Origin of the sequence: Flavobacterium sp. N2038 (genome assembly GCF_025947185.1) — a bacterium.
Classification (GTDB): domain Bacteria; phylum Bacteroidota; class Bacteroidia; order Flavobacteriales; family Flavobacteriaceae; genus Flavobacterium.
Genome location: NZ_CP110001.1, coordinates 234,339 through 253,227, shown reverse-complemented (window position 1 = coordinate 253,227; position 18,889 = coordinate 234,339). Strand labels below are relative to the sequence as shown.

The window sequence follows — 18,889 nt, the reverse complement described above, 5'->3', positions numbered from 1 at the left end:
ATAAACTAAAAAAAAAATTCTAAAACAAGAACAATCCGGGGTCAGAACAAATCCGGATTATACCCAAAGTAAGGCATGGTTTGCTCATTAAAAATAACACCATACTCTTCTAATTCTTTTAATATTGGTTCGTAAACTTCTTTTTTTATAGGAAGCTGAACGCCTGGAGTTGTGATTTTCCCGTTTAAAATCAGCAATGTTGCCATTGCCACCGGAAGACCAACTGTTTTTGCCATTGCTGTATAGGTCTGATCATCGCCAATGCAAACCATTTTAGAATCGATTTGCTTTTTTTCGCCCTTCAGTTCGTATCCAAATTTGTGATACATAACGATCATATCTTTGTCATCTGGTTCTAATGCCCAGCTATCTGTTAAGATCTTTTCCAGAATTTGCGCCGGAGTGGCATTTGGTAAATTCACTTTTTTATTTGGGTTAAATAAATCCAATTCTAAAAGTTTATCCCACATAATATCATCCTGATCAATTTTTAGAATTAATCGTGTTTTAATTTCAACCGAATCTGTTGGATGATAAGGTAAAAATGAATTCATGAATTGGCGATAACTCATGTTTTCAGAATCTTCTATAATGTAACTGTCATCTGTCATACCCAGTTGTACAAACATATTCCAGGCTTTCGAAAAACCAACTCTTCTAATAGTTCCTCTATATAAAGTCAGGATATCATCCAGTCCGTAAATTGATCTGTATTTAAGAGAATCACGATTAGAATACGCTTCAAATTTTCCGTAATCTTCTACTTCAAGAAATTCTGTTCTACGAAATAAAGCACTATATGGAATGTATTTATAAGTGCCTTCCTGAATAAATTTGGCTGCACCGCCCTGACCTGCCAAAACTACATTTCTAGGTGCCCAGGTAAACTTGTAATTCCATAAATTATTGTCGGATTCCGGGGCAACCAAACCACCGCAAAAAGATTCAAAAAGCAGCATTTTTCCGCCTTGCGACCTGATTTCGTCAATAACTTTCATGGCACTCATATGATCAATTCCCGGATCAAGGCCAATTTCATTCATGAATATCAGGTTATTCTTCTTAGCTTCTTCGTTCAAAGCTTGCATAGCGTCGCTTATATAAGAAGCGGTTACCAGATGTTTTTTGAAATAAAGGCAGTCTTTTGCAATTTCGATATGCAAATGCGCCGGAAGCATAGAAATAACTATAGAGGCTTTTTCTATAGCTAACCTTCTTTCTTCGGTATTAAAAATATCCAAAGCGATTGGTGTGGCATTAGGATGATTTTGCGTTTTCTTTTCGGCCAGAGCCAAAGATAAATCGGCAACAATAAGATGTAGGTTTTCACTTTCTGATTTTGAAAGTAAATACCGTATTAAAGAAGATGCAGATCTGCCCGCTCCAATTATTAAAACACTTCTCATAATTTAAATATTTAACACAAACATATTAAAATGTTATAAATATAACAATCAAAATTACATAAAATTAAATTATTTTTTTCGGAATCGCTTAAAAATAAGAGAATTTTGAGCTAAATAATTTGAAAATCGAAAGGGTTTTTAGAATAGATTGAAGTATTTTTGTGTCAAATTTCAAAAGATATAAATCATGAAAAGAAGAATCGTTTTAACTGGAACTTTTTTAGGAATGTTGGCTATTATTTTAGGTGCTTTTGGTGCACATTTATTAAAACGATATCTTTCTGTTGATGAGTTAAATACTTTTGAAGTTGGTGTGCGATACCAAATGTATCATGCTCTTTTTTTATTGTTTCTTTCAACAAGAAAAGATATGGCCGAAAAAACGGTAAAAACAATCTATAACTTAGTAGTGGCGGGCGTTATTCTTTTTAGCGGATCAATTTATTTATTAGCTACAAAAAGTCTTACATTATTTGATTTTAAAATTATCGTATTCGCAACTCCTTTGGGCGGATTCTTATTAATTATTGGCTGGGCAGTATTATTTCTTTCTATTTTGAGGAAAAAATCATAAAATGCCGAAAAAAAAATTCTGTATAGAAATTAATCTTTAATTTTGTCTCATAAATAACATATAGTCTTGTTTGTGTGAATTAGTCTTGTTTTTTACTTTAAAGAGAAAAAAATATAACAAATTCATTTTTAAGATTATAAGAAAACAAATTAGTAGGGCATATTTTTTTGTTTTGTTGAATTAAAAGATAAATTTTTACTTTTTTGATATTAATAAAAGTGAAATTGAAATATTTTTTAAGGATAAACAATAAAATTATAATTTTGCCTTTTATTAAATTATCACACACAACTAAAAATTTATGGACACTAACACACTTTTCTCGCAATCGATTTCGCTAAAAGACTTAGGAATTGAAAATGCAACGGTTCGCTACCAATTATCAGCAGATGAATTGCATGCGATCACTGTGCAGTCTGGTCAAGGTGTTGAGGCCTCTACAGGTGCTTTGGCAATTAATACAGGCGAATTTACAGGACGTTCTCCTCAGGATCGTTATATCGTAAGAGACAGCATTACAGAAGATAAGGTTTGGTGGGGAAAAGTAAATATCCCTTTCGCACCGGAAGCTTTCGAAAAATTATACAATAAGGTAACTGCATTTTTATCAAACAAAGAAGTTTTTGTTCGTGATTCATATGTTTGTTCTGATGCTAATTACAGATTAAATGTACGTGTTGTTACAGAAACAGCTTGGTCAAACTTGTTTTGCTACAATATGTTTCTTAGACCGGAAGATTCTGAATTAGCTAACTTTACTCCGGAATGGACAGTAGTTTGCGCGCCAAGTTTTATGGCAGATCCTGCTGTAGACGGAACACGCCAGTCTAACTTTGCGATTTTAGATTTTACAAAAAAAATCGCTTTAATTGGAGGTACAGGTTATACAGGAGAAATGAAAAAAGGAATTTTTTCTGCTTTGAACTTTATTTTACCAGTTTTCAAAAATACGCTTCCAATGCATTGCAGTGCCAATGTTGGAAAAGATGGGGATACAGCTATTTTCTTTGGTTTATCAGGAACAGGAAAAACAACTTTATCTGCAGATCCGGAACGTAAATTAATTGGAGATGATGAGCATGGATGGACAAGCGAGAATACCGTTTTTAACTTTGAGGGTGGGTGTTACGCTAAAGTAATCAACTTATCTGAAGAAAATGAACCGGACATTTTTAGAGCGATCAAAAAAGGAGCGCTTTTAGAAAATGTGGTTTTCAAAGCCGGAACAAACGAAGTAGATTTTGATGATGTTTCGATTACTCAAAATACACGTGTAAGTTACCCAATAACACATATTGATAATATTCAGCCGGGTTCTATTGGTCACAATCCAAAAAATATATTTTTCTTAACAGCAGATTCTTTCGGAATTTTGCCTCCAATCTCTAGATTAACTCCAGGTCAGGCGGCATACCACTTTATCTCTGGATATACTGCAAAAGTTGCAGGAACAGAAGCAGGAGTAACAGAACCACAGCCTAATTTCTCGGCTTGTTTTGGAGCACCATTTATGCCTTTGCATCCAACAAAATATGCTGAAATGTTGAGCAAAAAAATGAAAGATGCTGATGTAAAAGTTTGGTTAATCAATACAGGATGGACTGGTGGAGCATACGGAACAGGAAGCCGTATGAAACTTAAATTTACCCGCGCCATGATTACTGCTGCATTAAACGGAGAACTGGATAATGTAGAGTTTAAGAATCATGATGTATTTGGAATTGCAATTCCTCAGGATTGTCCAAATGTTCCAACTGAAATTTTAAATCCTAGAAATACTTGGGAAGACAAAGATACATACGATAAAAAAGCGTTAGAATTAGCTGGAAAATTCAAAGCTAATTTTGCCAAATTTGAAGAGTTTGCCAATGCTGAGATTTTAGCTGGCGCACCAATTACAGAATAAGGGGCAATTACTAATTCAAAATTAAAAAAGCTGTTCAATTTGAACAGCTTTTTTTTTGGTTTCCAGTCGCATAAAAAAAAATAAATAGAACACTGACACTACGACTGAAAACCTGAAAATCTTATTTTTTAGCCTCGTCAATTCGTTTTTGAATTAAATCCCAGGTGTAATAATGAAATGTCATTCCGTTACTCATTGCTACAAAAAGACCGTTTTTGTAATCTCCTCCGAGGTTAATACTCGTAACATCGGCACCATCACATTCTATAGTAGAGGTTGGAATTTCAGCCAATAACGGATAACTGTTTGGATTTCCTTTTGCACCTTCTCTAGGATAAACCATAAAACTATTGGCCTGTTGGTTTGAAACTAAAATATATCCCGTAGAATCTGTTTTTTTGTATATCGCGATTCCTTCGTGATCTGCTTTAAAATCTTTTTGACCAAAAAACGCTAGTTCTTTATTGTCGTTTAAAGCAGGATCAGCCTTGTATTTTCTAATTCCAACTTGTTCATCGCAGTAATAAATATTTCCCAATTCGTTATCAACGGCAATGGCTTCAATTTCCTTTTTTCCGCTGTAAGTTCCAAATTTGCGCACTACTTTTGCAACTGCATTTTTACCAGAACCAGAAAGTTCGTATTGCCATAAGTAACTTCCCGAAGGGCCCGATTTTCTGCCAACGACAGCAAAAATCTTCTTGTCGCTAGGGCGTGTGTATAATGCAATTCCCATTGGGTCGCGCAAATCTTCCCCTTCAAAAACTGGAATTCCGCCATTATCAATTGCTTTTAAATCTGGTAAACTAAAGATTCTTATTTTATTAGTTTCGCGTTCTGTAGTTACTGCAATATCAGTTTTTTTTCCGTCTATTAATAATCCGTAAGCGATATCAACATTATTTGGGCGTTTTAGAACTTCAGATTTGGCGATAATTTTCCCACTTAAATCAAAAGCATACAAACCACCATCAGTGTCTTTATCGGTTCCAACAATAATACTTTTTGAAGCATCTGTTGGATGAATCCAAATCGATGGGTCATCTGTATCGTGTGGTAAAGCTTCAGTAACGGTTGTTGGTTTTACGGCATTTGCTGCAATCGGGGCTAGTTTATCATCTTTACAAGCTATAAAAGAAAAGCTTAAAATTAAAAAAGCTATTAAAGATTTATTTTTCATTTTGTTTTATATATTTTAATACAATTAGACAGAGCGCTAAACTCTGTCTAATTTAAGAATTTTCAAAAATTGTATTTTACAAGTCCAGTTTTAATCCAAAATTGTAACGAGCCTGATAATATTCAGCTTGTTTTGTATGTGCCTCAACACCTTGATAGTAGCGTAATGGCTGGTTGGTTAAGTTATTGGCTTCTGCAAAAAGACGAAGTTTTGGTGTAATTTTATAAGAAGCATTTGCATCTAAGAAAAATTGCTTGTCATAATAACTGTCTTTATAAGATTCAGAACCTAATTCATCTAAATAATCAGATGTAAAGTTGGTTGAAACTCTGGCAGAAAAACGTTTGTTTTCCCAAGATAAAGATCCGTTAAACATATGTGGTGTAGTTCCCGGAAGACTTATATTGTTTCTTTCGTTTCCGTCTTCATCGGCAATACCTTTTGCTTCAGATTTTGTGTAAGTATAGTTTAAATAGATACCAAAACCTTTAAGGAATTTTCCAGGTAAGAAATCCAACTGACGTTGAAAAGCAACCTCAAAACCGTAAACATCTACAGTGTCGCCATTTCTTGATTGCAAAAATGACCAGTTTTCTCCCGCAGGAATTGGATTTACCTGATTAGGGAAATCTGCTGCAAATTTAGCATTGGTATATTGATTGTCGCTGTAGTTGTAAATGAAATCATGTAGTTTTTTGTAGAAAACACCTCCGGAAATCAAACCAACAGATTTGAAATAATTCTCGGCCATGAAATCATAATTGTATGAGTATGTTGCATCAAGATCCGGGTTTCCGGCTGTAATTTCTTTATCGGCAGCAATATTGTTTACATAAGGAGCTAATGCGTAATAGTTTGGTCTTGCCAAAGCTGTTGTTACAGCCGCCCTTAAAACTAAATCTTTTGTAGCATTATATTGAAAAGATATGCTTGGTAATACATTCGTATACGAGTTTTTAGTATTGATCTGGCTTTCTAATTCTTCTTCATCCAAAACACGATTTCCGGTATAATCAATATGAGTATTCTCCATACGGAAACCTAAAACCATTGAAAGTTTATCGTTAAAATCCTGATCCCATCTTACATAAGCAGCATAAATACTTTCTTTTGCATTGTAGTTTACAGCTAAAAATTCAGCCGGGTCAGATTCTTTGTCAAATAATGCAGGATTGTTTAAATCCAGACTTCCTAAGAACGCTGCCGATGCAAAAGTTCCCGGTACATATTTGCTTCCCGGATTAAAGTTTTTTCCATCATAATAACTTGTAGGAACCTCAGATAGCAATTCCATTCCGTCATTAATTGGCTCATAAGAATAGAAAGAGTTGTTTCTTTCTTTTTCTTTTAAACGTAGTCTAAGACCTGTTCTAAGTCTTCCTTTTTCTCCTGCAATTACAGAAAATGGAAAACGGATGTTTACTTTTGCTCCAAATTCGCTTTCGCTTGTATCATCTGTATTTTCAGTAACCGAATCAAATTTGAATTTATCTAAAGATTCTCCGGTTGTTGTAATTAGAGGAAATCTCAAATCCGATAAATCCTCAGTCATATCTAAACCTTTTTGACGGTATTCGATATAACGTTCTTCCGGACGATATTCTCTTGCTTTTGCATAATTTGCAGACCAGTCAAGATCTAGTTTTGAGCTTATTAAGTGTTCTCCGCGAATAGAATAATTCTGAACACGCTGGTCTTCTAATCTTCTGTTTTTGTTTCTGTTGTTGTCAACTCCTCCTTTTGTCTGACGTTTTACACGTCCTTCAAAACCAGTGATTTCTTCGCCATTGTAAATGGGCTCAATATCATCATAAGTAGTTCTGAAACGGTTTTCTCTATCGTCTCTCCAGTTATAAATTGCATTGGCAAAAATGGTATTGTTTTCGTCAAATTTATAATCTAAAGCAATAGAACCACTACGGCGAATACGCTGTACGTCGTATTTTCTGATTTCTGAAGCCTGTAAATATTCATTTCCGAAATCATCTTTTACCCATTCGTTTTCGATGTTGTCAGAACCGTAATCGACATTATTATAAGAACCGCTAAACACAGCGCCAAGTTTGTTGTCGAAAAAACGATTTCCGTAAACTAAACCTGCAGTATAAGAAGCATGTTCACGAATTGGTAAATATCCTCCGGCTAGGGTTGCAGAGATTCTTTCGCCATTTGGAGTTGCTCTTGTAATTAAGTTTACAGAACCTCCAATAGCATCAGCATCCATATCTGACGTAAGGGTTTTATTTACTTCGATGGTAGAAATCATATCAGACGGAATTAAATCCATTTGAACGTTTCTGTTGTCTCCTTCTGCTGATGGAATACGGTCACCATTTAAAGTAACAGAGTTTAAAGAAGGAGCCAAACCTCTAATAATAATGTTTCTGGCTTCACCCTGATCATTCTGCATCGTGATTCCCGGAACACGCTTTAAGGCATCCCCCACATTGGCATCAGGAAAACGTCCAACCTGATCAGATGAGATTACGTTTCCAATATTCTTATTGTTTTTTTGTTGATTCAGCGCTTTAGCCTGACCTTTTAAAATGTCTCCAACAACTACTTCATTTAATTCTGTTCCCGAAGTTTTAAGAGCAAAATCGATTATGTTGTTTTTTCCTTGCTCTACGGTTATTTCCTTAGTAATTGCAGTATATCCAATATATTTTACAGTTACTTTATAGGTTCCTGTATTGATGTTTAATAATTCAAAGCGGCCATTGTAATCTGAAACCGTGTATTTGTTTTCGCCAACGATCTGAATCATCGCTCCAGGCAAAGGAAGTTTATCGTCAATATCTAATACTTTTCCTGAAATTATTGCTTTTTGAGCATAACCGGAAAAGGCCAATAGCATAAATGTTACTAATAAATAAATTTTTTTCATGGTGTGTAGTTTGATTGGGTGCGAAACTAGAACCTTAATGTTATTAAAGGAGTTGAAAAAAATTAACATAACGTTATGATTAGACGGATAAAAAATAGAGTTATTAATGTTAAAATAACATTTGTTAAGATCAAATAATCTAAGGTGTAAGTAAAAACAAATCAACTATTTACCTGAGAATTAAAATTTTGGCGCTAAATTTGCCATATCAATCACAATCAAAAATCATCAATCATGTTAAAACAATTTTTTATCCTATGTTCGGGGGCAGACAGTGATCTCCTCGAAGGTTGTTCAGAAGGTGAACAAACCAAATATGTTGGTATAGGCGCCACTGTTTTCTTTACTGCAGTTATGGCTTTTCTGGCCAGTGCTTATGCCCTTTTTACTGTTTTCGATTCTATTTATCCAGCTTTGATTTTCGGATTTGTGTGGAGTTTACTAATTTTTAATCTGGACCGGTTTATCGTTTCTACTATTAAAAAAAGAGATCGTTTTTTTGATGAATTTCTACAAGCAACCCCGCGTATTATATTGGCAATTATTATTGCTATTGTTATTTCAAAACCACTGGAAATTAAAATTTTCGAAAAAGAAATCAATACAGTCTTATTGAAAGAGAAAAACGAAATGGAATTAGCCAACAAAAAGCAGGTTGGTAATTATTTCAAATCTGATTTAGATAAAAATATGGCAGAGATTGCAGCATTAAAAGCAGATATTGTAACAAAAGAAAAAGAAGTAAATGCTTTATATTCAACTTACATTACAGAAGCAGAGGGAACTGCAGGAACCAAAAAATTAGGAAAAGGTCCAGTTTATAAAGAAAAACGCGAAAAACATGATGCCTCTTTAAAGGAACTTGAAGCTTTGAAAGTAGCAAACGAAGCTAAAATTGCAGAAAAAGAAAAAATAGCCAAACAATTACAGGCTGATTTAGATAAAAAAGTTTCGCAGACACAACCTATTATTGAAGGGTTTGATGGTTTAATGGCGCGCATAAACGCATTGAACAAACTACCCTGGTTACCGTCATTTTTTATTATGCTGTTGTTTTTAGCGATTGAAACTTCACCAATTATTGCCAAATTACTGGCTCCAAAAGGAGAATTCGATTTCAAACAGGAAGAAGCCGAAACGGCGATGAAAGCGACTTTGGTACAAAATAAGTACCAGCGTGAATTATTAGTTAAAACCAGCGCCACAATGCATGACAAGGTTTATGCTGATATTGCCGAAGACAGAGGACTATTTGATTTACAACGAAAAAATGCCAAAGAGTTACTGGAATTACAATCCCATAAATTTGTAGAAAAACAGAAAGCTACGCTTTAGTCTTAAAGTCAAAAGTCGAAAGTTTGAAAGTGAAGTACAGACTTAAAAAAGAAAAAGCCAAAAATAGAATTTCTATTTTGGCTTTTTTATATCTAAGCAAAGTCAGGAAAACTTTAAGACTTTCGACTTTTGACTTTAAGACTAATTTTACATATAGCTTAAGATTTCTTTTTTATAAGTATCATATTCTCCCTGCATGATTAAACCATTGTCAAGAAGTTTTTTGTAATTCTGCAATTTGTCAAAAAGTTCTTCTTTTGATAAATCGCTTAATTTACGATCTCCGGTTGGAGCCTGAGGCTGAATTGGTTCGAAAGTTTCAGTGTAGACTGGAGCAGCCGGCAAAATTTCGGCAAAGCTTGTTACTTCTTCAGTTTCAACTTCTTCGATTTCGTCCTCGTCTTCAAATACAGCTTCTTCAATTATAGCAGTTTCCTGAATCGGAGCTCCTGCCACAACTGGATTTTTTAATAAATCCATTTGCTCTTTAGCATAAGTATAAATCTTTCTTGCCTGAATTTTAGGGATGTAATCAATAGAAACAGCTAAATCTGTTTTTGTACCAAATGAAAACTCAGAACCTAAGATGTTTTCTTTTACAAAAGTACTTGCAATATCATCCCAGGTATAATCTGTAAAGTCCATAGAAAGACCAAGATTTTTAGGTTTGCAGATGATAATTCTTTTATTAGTCAAAACTATACTGTCAGGAAAAACAGTTATTGCAGGTTTTTTTTGTACTGCGATATATCCAACTTCTTCACCTTTCATTAATAAATCAGTGAGTTTTGAAGTGATTTTTTCAATCGCTTTTGGATCTTGTTCTTCGTTCAGAAATTTTTTAAATTGTTCTTTCATGGGTGGTATAAGTTGCTAAGTTATATCCCGATAGCTATCAGGACTAAGTTGCTAAGTTTTTTTTCTTACGCTGCAAATGTAATGCCTAATTTTCTAATTCGACAATTTCATTTTGAATTTTCTTTGTCAAACTTTTGAAAACCAATTCATACGAATGATCTATAAGTTCTTTCACAAATTTATCAGGCAAATTTCCGTTTAAAGCCACCGTATTCCAATGCACTTTACTCATATGAAAACCCGGTTTTATTTCATCATACTCTGCTCTGAGCTCTTGTGCACGGTCCGGATCACATTTTAAATTGACCGAAGCTTCATCTTTTTCCCATTGCGATAAGGATGATAAAGCAAACATTTTTGCACCTACTTTAAATACCAGAGTATCTTCATCAAAAGGAAAATGTTCGCTGACTCCTTTTTTCGAAAGACAATATTCGTAAAACGTTTCTAGATTCATAATTTGTTTATTTTCCAATTTCACCTAAATGCGTGTATTTAAAACCCTTTTCATATTTAAGGCCATAACCAAAAATACGATCCATTGCTGAATGTGAAAATAAAATAATTCCGGCTAATTGCAGCAATTCATTTCTAAAATAAATACCTAAAATATACAATAGAATTGCGATTCCTTTATGATGAAACACATTATAAAAAAATGCACCACTTTTGTTCCCAAATGCATAACCAATCATCGACAAATCCGGTACTAAGATTAAAGCTAAAAACCACCACCATTCAAAATTTAAAAGACTGAATAGATAGATTCCGAGAATAAATAAAGCAACTTCTTCGAGTTTGATTATCGTGTTCATTTTACGATTTTTTCCATCATCTTTTCAGGATGATTCAGTTTTGTAAATCCGAATTTTTCATATAAAAAGTGCGCATCACTTGTTGCCAATCGCCAGATTTTAACTTCCTGAAGCTGGGGTTCATTCATCATTGTTTCAATTAAAATCGATGAATAGCCTTTTCCGCGATGTTCTTCTGTAATAAAAACATCCATTAAATAAGCAAAGACAACATAATCGGTTATCACGCGGGCAAAACCAATTTGTTTGTCATTTAAATAAATTCCAAAACAAAAAGAAGTATCGATCGTACGCTGTACTTCGTCTATAGTTCTTCCCGCAGCCCAGTAAATATCCTTTAAAAAGTTTTGTATAAACGGAACGTCGAGATTTGTTTTATCTGTAGATACTGTTATCATTGGAGTTATGTTTTTTGCCACGAATTTCACTAATTTGCTTTAATTTCTTTTTTATTCTGTCACAGATTGAATCATTTTTAATCCTTTAATCTGTGGCAAAAAAGCAGGATTAATTCGTGAAAATTAGTGGCAACTTCATTAAATTTTATATAAAATGGGTTTTGATGGACTTGCGTCATTCTCAAACGAAGCGATTTGCAGGTTTAGTATATAATTTCCATCTTCTATTTCATCCGGAACATAAATCATTTCGGTAATTGTAGCATTCAATCGCGCATCAGAATTTAGATGATGTGTGTCTTTTACATTCCAAAACGCTTTATGCGCCAGTAGCTTACCTTCATCATGCTCTTTATCTACACTTGGTAAATCGATCAAAAGATGCTGAATTTTGCTTTCGCGAATGAAAATCGCAGCATCCTCAGACAAATAAGGCGGATTGGTATTGGAGTATTTCCTTGATTTTTTAGCTCTCTCATTTGGAACTGTACGAATTACTAATGCTTCTTTTGTCATGCTGAGCGGAGTCGAAGTGCTCAACGCTTTTAGAACTTGTTCTTTTGAAATAACGAGATCTTCTCCAATTCTTTCAGGTTCAATCGTAATCAGTTTAGCGAAAAAGAAAAATTGTTTTAATGATTGATTAATGCTGTAAAAATCATTGGTAATATGTCCAAGACATTCCGTATGCGTCCCATGTCCATGCGGATTGAAGAAAATATTATTAAAATTAGTAGATGATTTTCCTTCAGAAACTTTCCCGATCCAATCGCCAAAAACCACTGGTTTTATCTCGGGTTTTTCAATATACCACGCAATTGGGTTTTCGTCTGTATTGGTTAGCGGAATCGAAATATCAATAGGTTTTGATAAGTCAATTTCGAAGTTATTGATTTTTGCTATCATAGTTAAACACTAAATTTATCTTTGTTTACAATTATAATAATGTTTCGGGATTGGCGATATTGGTTGGTTTTTTATGAATAAAATTGACTACATTCTCAAAAGCTTTTGCAAAATATAGTTCGTAGCTGTTTTTCTCAACATAGCCTAAATGTGGTGTACAGATAACATTTGGCATTTGTAGCAATTCAAAATCTACATCGTAAACCGGTTCTTCTTCATATACATCGAGCGCAGCAAATCCGGGGCGACCGTTTTTTAAAGCTTTTACTAATGCTCCTTTTTCTATTAATTCGGCTCGGGCTGTGTTTACTAAAACGGCATCTGGTTTCATCAAATTCAGATCGGCCTCTTTTACAATTTCATGAGTACTTTCGTTAAGTCTGAGATGCAAGGTAATGATGTCGCTTTTTGCAAAAAAACTTTCTTTTGAAGTCGCTTTTTTATACCCATCCAGCTGTGCTTGTTTTCTGGAATCAAGGCTTCCCCAAACCAATACATTTGCTCCAAATACGTCGGCATATTTGGCAATATGTTGTCCTATTTTGCCATAACCCCAAATTCCTAATGTTTTACCACTTATGACAGAACCAATATTAGTTTGCCATTTTCCTTCTTTCATTCCCTGAATCGCCTGTGGTATTTGTCGAACAGAATTCATGATCAGAGCCCATGCAAGTTCTGATGGAGCAATAGGTGAACCAATTCCTTCTGCAACTGCAATTTTATGTTTTGTACAAGCATCAATATCAATGTGATTTGATTTTTTTCCGGTCTGACTGATAAGTTTCAGTTTTGGTAATTTTGAAAGTAAATCTGCTGTTATTTGTGTCCTTTCCCGAATTAAAATCAGAATTTCGGTATCTTTTAATAGTTCCGCTAATTTTGAAGTATTTTTTTCAGTATGATTTAAAATAGTAACATCCAATCCTTTTAATATTTTGAAAGATTCCAGCTTTTCAACAGCATTTTGATAATCATCCAGTAGTGTAATTTTCATAATATTTTGACATTTTGAATTATTGAAAATGTTTTTACTATAAAGTTAGATAAAATAAATCTGAAGCAATTCCATCTGTCAAAAATTTTCCTTTTGGAGTTGATTTTGATAATTCGATTTTCAGGTTGTTTATTTTGCTGTTATAATTTAACCGCAAGGCTCGCAAAGGTTTGCGCAAAGGACGCCAGAGTTTTTTGTTAAAGATTGTTCGCTATTCTTTTGACTCCGTGTTTTAGTAATGCGACATTAAAATTTATTAATAATCCTAGTTTGCAATTGGTCAGTTTTAAATAAGTTAATAGTTGAGCAAAATGAACTTCATTTAAACAATCGACTGCTTTTATTTCCAAAATTAGTTTGTTTTCTACTAAAATATCTAATCGATAACCAACATCTAATTTTACTTCTTCATAAATTAAGGGTAAAGCCTTTTGTTTTTCAACTAATAAGTTGAGTTTCTTCAACTCATAAAACAAGCATGCTTCATAAGCATTTTCTAAAAGACCCGGACCTAAAGATTGATGAACCTTCAAGGCCGAGTGAAACACAATTCGAGATAAATCATTTTCGGACATAAAATCAAAATTAAATTTCAAATATAACATTTGAGATTTAAAATATAGTTTAATTCTTACAAAAAAAAACAAAACAGCGTGCTTTGCGTAAACCTTTGCGAACCTTGCGGTTAAGCCTAAGAGTCTACATAAAATAAATCTGAAGCGATTCCATCTGTTAAAAATTTTCCTTTTGGAGTTGGTTTCAGGATATCATTTTCAATAAAAAGTAAATTGTCGTTTAAGAATTTTTGAGATTGCTTTTGAAGATAATTTAAATATTCCAGTCCAAATTCATTTTTAATTCTTTCTAAAGAAACACCCCAAATGGTTCGTAAACCTGTCATAATGTATTCGTTATAACGATCTGAAACGGTTAGGGTTTCAGTTTCAATTGGAAGTTCATTATTTTGAATTGATTTCAGATACAAGGAATTATTAGCAATATTCCAGCCTCTTTTTTCGCCATCATAACTATGTGCAGAAGGACCGATTCCGATATATTTTTTACCTAGCCAATAAGCCGAATTGTTTTTGGAGAAATAGTTCTCTTTTCCAAAATTGGATAATTCATAATGAATAAAACCATTTTTCTGAAGTATTTCAACCAAAATCATAAAATGATTGGAAGCCGCTTCGTCCTGTGGTTCTGCAATTTTTCCGGTTTGAATTAATTTGCTTAGTGCCGTCTTTGGTTCAACTGTCAAAGCATAACTTGAGATATGGGGAATACCAAAATCTAAAGCCGTTTGTATATTTTGTCTCCACATTTCGTCAGTCATTCCCGGGATTCCGTAAATCAAATCCAGTGAGATATTGTCAAAATATTTAGTAGCTTCTTCCAGACATTTTTTGGCTTCCGCCGAATTATGAGCACGGTTCATCATCTTCAAATCTTCTTCATAAAAAGACTGAATTCCGATGCTTAATCTATTTATTGGACTTTTAGACAATTCCAGAATTCGTTCCGCAGATAAATCATCCGGATTGGCTTCGAGTGTAATTTCCGGGTTATCTGCAACAGTATAATTTTTGTAAACTTCAGAAATTAAAAAATTGATTTCGTCATTTGATAATACCGAAGGAGTTCCTCCGCCGAAATAGATGGTTTCTATAGTTTCAGCTGCAAATTCATTTTTGCGCATGTTAATTTCTTTGGCTAAAGCCAAAACCATGTCGTCTTTCTTTTTCATTGAAGTCGAAAAATGAAAGTCGCAATAATGACATGCTTGTTTACAGAATGGAATATGGATGTAGATACCGCTCATTTTTTTTAATTAGATAATGTGTCAATTTGATAATTAGATAATGAAAATTAGGCTTGGAAGAAATTATCTAATTGACTAATTATCTCATTTTCTAATTTTATCTTCATTCTGTTTCACAAAAGCATCCCAACCCGAGTAACTTTTTCCGGCAATGACTTTTCCGGAATTAAAATGGTGACAAACTGCCGCTGCTAAACCATCGGTTGAATCGAGATTTTTCGGCAATTCTTTTAAGCCCAAAAGCTGTTGCAGCATTTTGGCAACCTGTTCTTTGCTGGCATTTCCGTTTCCGGTAATTGCCATTTTTATCTTTTTAGGTTCATATTCCGTGATTGGAATATCTCTTGAAAGTCCTGCTGCCATTGCAACGCCTTGTGCACGACCAAGCTTTAACATCGACTGAACGTTTTTACCAAAGAAAGGTGCTTCAATAGCAATTTCGTCGGGATGATGCGTCTCGATTAATTCGATGGTTCTTTCAAAGATTATTTTCAGTTTTTGATAATGATTATCGTATTTGGAAAGCTGTAATTCATTCAATTGCAGAAATTCCATTTTTTTATTGGTTACTTTAATTAATCCAAAACCCATGATTGTGGTTCCGGGGTCAATACCTAATATGATGCGTTCTTTTGTCAAGAGATTTTGGTTTCAAGTTTAAGGTTTCAAGTTTGGAAAATTAACTAATTTTCTAATTTTCAAATTGGCACATTTTCATTGGCACATTTGATTACTTTTGCAGCATGATTTCAATTCCTCACAAAGCTAAGCAATTCCTTGTTCTTGTAGCCAAACTTTTGATTGTTGGCGGTGCATTTTATTTTATTTACAATCAGCTGGCAAACAATGATAAACTGGACTGGCAAAAGTTTATTGTTTTGTTTCGAAAAAAACAATCTGTTTTAGGAATTGGATTTATCTTGCTTTTGAGTGTTTTGAATCGCTATTTTGAGATTTTAAAATGGCAGAATCTGGCACAAGTAATTCATAAAATTTCGGGTTACGAAGCTACAAAACAAGTTTTAGCAGCTCTGACGGCCGGAATTTTCACACCAAATGGAGTAGGAGAGTACGCCGGAAAAGCTTTGTATTACTCAAAATCGGAAGCCAAAAGAGTAGTTTTTCTAAATTTAATCTGTAACGGAATCCAGATGATTCTGACTATTATTTTTGGAATATTTGGGCTGTTATATTTCAACGCTCAATTTAATGTAATTACGACCAAAACAGTTTTGATTTTGTTTGGTGGATTTTTGCTGATTTTAGTCGTTTTGTTTTCAGTCAAAAAAATAAAAGTTAAAGGATACTCAATTGAAAAACTGATTCATAAAATAAATGAAATTCCAAAATCAGTGCATCAAAAAAATATCTTTTTAGGTATTTGTCGCTATTTGGTTTTTTCGCACCAATATTACTTTTTGTTTTTAGCTTTTGATGTTGATTTGCCTTATTTAACCTTAATGGCCGCGATTACATCTGTTTACTTTTTGGCTTCGTCATTGCCCACCTTTCAGTTTTTAGATTTTGCAGTAAAAGGAAGTGTGGCCATTTATTTCTTTGGAATTTTGGGTGTAAACGAATGGATTGTTATTTTTATCAGCACGCTAATGTGGTTTTTAAACGTAGTTCTTCCGGTAGTTTTAGGAAGTTATTTTGTGCTGAATTTTAAAACCAAAACGACAGAATGATTTTTGGATTGTTCGCCATATTAGCCGTTTATACAATCTGTATTGTTTTGCTTATTTATGGTTTTTTTAAAGCAAAAACATTTTATAAAAAAGGTTTAGAACCGAAAACAAGTTTTACAATTATAGTTCCGTTTCGAAATGAAGCAGACAATCTTCCAAATCTTTTAAAAAGCTTTTCCAGTTTAAATTACCCATCAAGTTTATTTGAAGTGATTTTAGTTGATGATAATTCTAATGAGAAGTTTCAATTATCAATTGTTAATTATCAAGTATCAATTATTGACAATATTCGCGTTTCAAATTCTCCAAAAAAAGATGCAATTACGACTGCAATACAATATGTAAAAACAGATTGGGTTATTACAACTGATGCTGATTGTATTGTTCCTCAAAACTGGCTTTTGACATTTGATAATTATATACAGGAAACCAGTGTTTTAATGCTTGCGGGTGCTGTGACGTATAAATGTAAAAATTCATTTCTGGATCATTTCCAGCAATTAGATTTGACCAGTTTACAAGGCGCAACAATTGGAAGTTTTGGTGTAAACAGAGGTTTTATGTGTAACGGAGCCAATTTTGCATACAAAAAATCATTGTTTGAAAGCTTAAATGGTTTTGAAGGAAATGACAAAATCGCCAGCGGTGATGACGTGTTTTTGCTGCAAAAAGCATTTGAAAAATTTCCGCAAGAAGTTCATTATTTAAAAGCAGAAGAAGCAATTGTAATTACAAAACCAACAGAAAATTGGAAAGCATTGTTTTATCAGAGAGTTCGTTGGGCAGCAAAAACAAGTTCGTACAGAAGTACTTTCGGTAAGTTTTTAGGATTGATTGTTTTCCTGGGGAATTTGAGTTTTGTAATTGGTTTTTTCTTCCTCCTTTTAGGTTTTTTTTCCTATCCAATTTTTGTTTTGTTTGCTTTTTCTAAATTCCTAATTGATTTTGTTTTGCTTTACAGCGCAAATCAATTTTTGACTCAAAACCGAATAAAAAGCTTGCTTTTAAGTAGTTTATTTTATCCCTTTTTTAGTTCGACAGTAGCTTTGTATAGTTTGTTTGGATCTTATGAATGGAAAGATCGTCAGTTTAGAAAGTAAGTAATAATTTGTTGAGAATTTAAAACTTGTGTGAAGAGATTAAATGAACATATCTTCTTTCTGTTGATTAAAAAAATTACTCTTTTGCTTTAATAATAACGGGCAGAATAAATTGTGTTTTTACGGGAACTCCACGTTTTATGGCAGGATTTACTTTGGGGAAATCAATTAAACGTGCCTTAAGAATACTATCGATTTTGATTGTGTCATAAGCAACTGAATCTTTTGGAAACTGAGGCTCGAATTTTATTTTTGAATTAGGAAAAACGGTTACTTTGACTTCAACTGTATCTAGTTCCGGATATAAGATTGATAGGCTGTCAATATTTAGTTTTTCCTGAATAAGCTGCGCCATAACATCAAAAAAACATTTTTGACGTTCTTTTTTATCACTTATCGCTTCGCAATTGGCAACAGTTGGGTATTCGTCGACTTCTTTCCAGTTAATTGATTTTAATTCTTTTTGTAGTAAATCTTTTTCAGACGGAATCTGCTTCCCAAAGTATTGACAAGAATTAAAAAAGAGGAATACTAAAAAAAAGGAAAACTGCTTCAAGATTTTGGCGTTGAATTAAATAAACTGTTATTTAAAATATAAAAGTACGATTATTTTTTTTGAGATGCCTTGTATTCCAGATAATCTTCATAGTTTTCAGAGAGCCAGGTTTCTTTGTTTTTGACAGCAACTTCCTTTTGGTCAGGATATAAAAGAGCAAGCCGATCTGAGAATGCAGCAATTTGAACGGTATAATTGTAAAATTCTGTTTTCGTTAAAAGAACATTAGGATCATTCTTTTTACTGAAAAATTCAAAAAAAAGCGCGTCAAATTCTTTCATTGAAAAATTTAATACTTTTTTCTTATTACTTTTATAAAGACTGTCTAGTAATATTTTGTCGTCAATTGATTTTTCTTTAGTTTGCGCACAAACACTAATGTTGACCAATAAGGACAAAAGAGCTAGTTTTAATATAATACGCATCTTTAAATTTATTTAAATTGTAGGTGTAAAATTACA

At 33.4% G+C, this 18,889-nt stretch carries 19 protein-coding genes; 5 read left to right on the top strand and 14 right to left on the bottom strand.

The features are described from left to right. Nucleotides 1–41: 41 nt before the first annotated feature. On the bottom strand, nucleotides 42–1,406 hold the full coding sequence (locus OLM51_RS01010; protein ID WP_264552575.1) for a saccharopine dehydrogenase family protein: 1,365 nt from the start codon (nucleotides 1,404–1,406) through the stop codon (nucleotides 42–44). A gap of 187 nt (nucleotides 1,407–1,593) precedes the next feature. Here OLM51_RS01010 and OLM51_RS01005 point away from each other — a divergent pair, with 187 nt between their 5' ends. Together OLM51_RS01005 and pckA are read left to right on the top strand one after the other, a co-directional pair. After that, on the top strand, nucleotides 1,594–1,980 hold the full coding sequence (locus OLM51_RS01005; protein WP_264552574.1) for a DUF423 domain-containing protein: 387 nt from the start codon (nucleotides 1,594–1,596) through the stop codon (nucleotides 1,978–1,980). A gap of 301 nt (nucleotides 1,981–2,281) precedes the next feature. After that, complete coding sequence (gene pckA / locus OLM51_RS01000; protein ID WP_264552573.1) at nucleotides 2,282–3,886, top strand: phosphoenolpyruvate carboxykinase (ATP); 1,605 nt, start codon at nucleotides 2,282–2,284, stop codon at nucleotides 3,884–3,886. Nucleotides 3,887–4,007: 121 nt separating this feature from the next. Here pckA and OLM51_RS00995 read toward each other — a convergent pair whose 3' ends face one another. Together OLM51_RS00995 and OLM51_RS00990 are read right to left on the bottom strand one after the other, a co-directional pair. Next, nucleotides 4,008–5,066, bottom strand: coding sequence for a phytase (locus tag OLM51_RS00995; protein WP_264552572.1), 1,059 nt, complete (start codon nucleotides 5,064–5,066; stop codon nucleotides 4,008–4,010). Between the two features lie 76 nt (nucleotides 5,067–5,142). Continuing rightward, nucleotides 5,143–7,953 (bottom strand): TonB-dependent receptor, encoded by a 2,811-nt coding sequence (locus tag OLM51_RS00990; RefSeq protein WP_264552571.1) that lies wholly within the window; start codon nucleotides 7,951–7,953, stop codon nucleotides 5,143–5,145. A 234-nt stretch (nucleotides 7,954–8,187) separates the two neighbouring features. Here OLM51_RS00990 and OLM51_RS00985 point away from each other — a divergent pair, with 234 nt between their 5' ends. Then, a complete protein-coding gene (locus tag OLM51_RS00985; protein ID WP_264552570.1) occupies nucleotides 8,188–9,288 on the top strand; it encodes a DUF4407 domain-containing protein in 1,101 nt (366 codons plus the stop codon). Nucleotides 9,289–9,435: 147 nt separating this feature from the next. Here the strand turns inward: OLM51_RS00985 and OLM51_RS00980 are convergent, their stop codons facing one another. The 9 genes from OLM51_RS00980 to ruvC all read right to left on the bottom strand — a co-directional run bounded on the left by OLM51_RS00980 (nucleotide 9,436) and on the right by ruvC (nucleotide 15,723). Beyond that, nucleotides 9,436–10,146: a PH domain-containing protein gene (locus OLM51_RS00980; protein WP_264552569.1), complete on the bottom strand. Its 711-nt coding sequence runs from the start codon at nucleotides 10,144–10,146 to the stop codon at nucleotides 9,436–9,438. A gap of 85 nt (nucleotides 10,147–10,231) precedes the next feature. After that, nucleotides 10,232–10,603 (bottom strand): MmcQ/YjbR family DNA-binding protein, encoded by a 372-nt coding sequence (locus OLM51_RS00975; protein WP_264552568.1) that lies wholly within the window; start codon nucleotides 10,601–10,603, stop codon nucleotides 10,232–10,234. 7 nt (nucleotides 10,604–10,610) lie between these two features. Further along, nucleotides 10,611–10,961 carry a DUF4260 domain-containing protein gene (locus OLM51_RS00970; RefSeq protein ID WP_264552567.1) on the bottom strand — a complete coding sequence of 117 codons (351 nt, stop codon included), beginning with the start codon at nucleotides 10,959–10,961 and terminating at the stop codon, nucleotides 10,611–10,613. Then, the gene (locus OLM51_RS00965; protein WP_264552566.1) at nucleotides 10,958–11,359 is read right to left on the bottom strand and encodes a GNAT family N-acetyltransferase; all 402 of its coding nucleotides are present in this window, start codon (nucleotides 11,357–11,359) and stop codon (nucleotides 10,958–10,960) included. The genes OLM51_RS00970 and OLM51_RS00965 overlap by 4 nt, the downstream gene beginning before the upstream one ends. 138 nt (nucleotides 11,360–11,497) lie before the next feature. After that, entirely contained in the window at nucleotides 11,498–12,265 is a 768-nt protein-coding gene (locus OLM51_RS00960) for a cyclase family protein (protein WP_264552565.1), read from the bottom strand. A gap of 31 nt (nucleotides 12,266–12,296) precedes the next feature. Beyond that, nucleotides 12,297–13,262 carry a D-2-hydroxyacid dehydrogenase family protein gene (locus tag OLM51_RS00955; protein WP_264552564.1) on the bottom strand — a complete coding sequence of 322 codons (966 nt, stop codon included), beginning with the start codon at nucleotides 13,260–13,262 and terminating at the stop codon, nucleotides 12,297–12,299. A 197-nt stretch (nucleotides 13,263–13,459) separates the two neighbouring features. After that, nucleotides 13,460–13,837, bottom strand: coding sequence for a GxxExxY protein (locus tag OLM51_RS00950; RefSeq protein WP_264552563.1), 378 nt, complete (start codon nucleotides 13,835–13,837; stop codon nucleotides 13,460–13,462). A 116-nt stretch (nucleotides 13,838–13,953) separates the two neighbouring features. Then, nucleotides 13,954–15,084, bottom strand: a complete 1,131-nt coding sequence (gene hemW, locus OLM51_RS00945; RefSeq protein ID WP_264552562.1) for a radical SAM family heme chaperone HemW — start codon at nucleotides 15,082–15,084, stop codon at nucleotides 13,954–13,956. An 84-nt stretch (nucleotides 15,085–15,168) separates the two neighbouring features. Further along, nucleotides 15,169–15,723 (bottom strand): crossover junction endodeoxyribonuclease RuvC, encoded by a 555-nt coding sequence (ruvC, locus tag OLM51_RS00940; RefSeq protein ID WP_264552561.1) that lies wholly within the window; start codon nucleotides 15,721–15,723, stop codon nucleotides 15,169–15,171. A 104-nt stretch (nucleotides 15,724–15,827) separates the two neighbouring features. Here ruvC and OLM51_RS00935 point away from each other — a divergent pair, with 104 nt between their 5' ends. After that, nucleotides 15,828–16,772 carry a flippase-like domain-containing protein gene (locus OLM51_RS00935; protein ID WP_264552560.1) on the top strand — a complete coding sequence of 315 codons (945 nt, stop codon included), beginning with the start codon at nucleotides 15,828–15,830 and terminating at the stop codon, nucleotides 16,770–16,772. Next, on the top strand, nucleotides 16,769–17,872 hold the full coding sequence (locus tag OLM51_RS00930; protein WP_264552559.1) for a glycosyltransferase family 2 protein: 1,104 nt from the start codon (nucleotides 16,769–16,771) through the stop codon (nucleotides 17,870–17,872). The genes OLM51_RS00935 and OLM51_RS00930 overlap by 4 nt, the downstream gene beginning before the upstream one ends. Nucleotides 17,873–17,948: 76 nt before the next feature. Here OLM51_RS00930 and OLM51_RS00925 read toward each other — a convergent pair whose 3' ends face one another. Further along, nucleotides 17,949–18,428, bottom strand: coding sequence for a hypothetical protein (locus OLM51_RS00925; protein ID WP_264552558.1), 480 nt, complete (start codon nucleotides 18,426–18,428; stop codon nucleotides 17,949–17,951). 50 nt (nucleotides 18,429–18,478) lie between these two features. Next, nucleotides 18,479–18,853: a hypothetical protein gene (locus OLM51_RS00920; protein WP_264552557.1), complete on the bottom strand. Its 375-nt coding sequence runs from the start codon at nucleotides 18,851–18,853 to the stop codon at nucleotides 18,479–18,481. Nucleotides 18,854–18,889 lie beyond the last annotated feature (36 nt).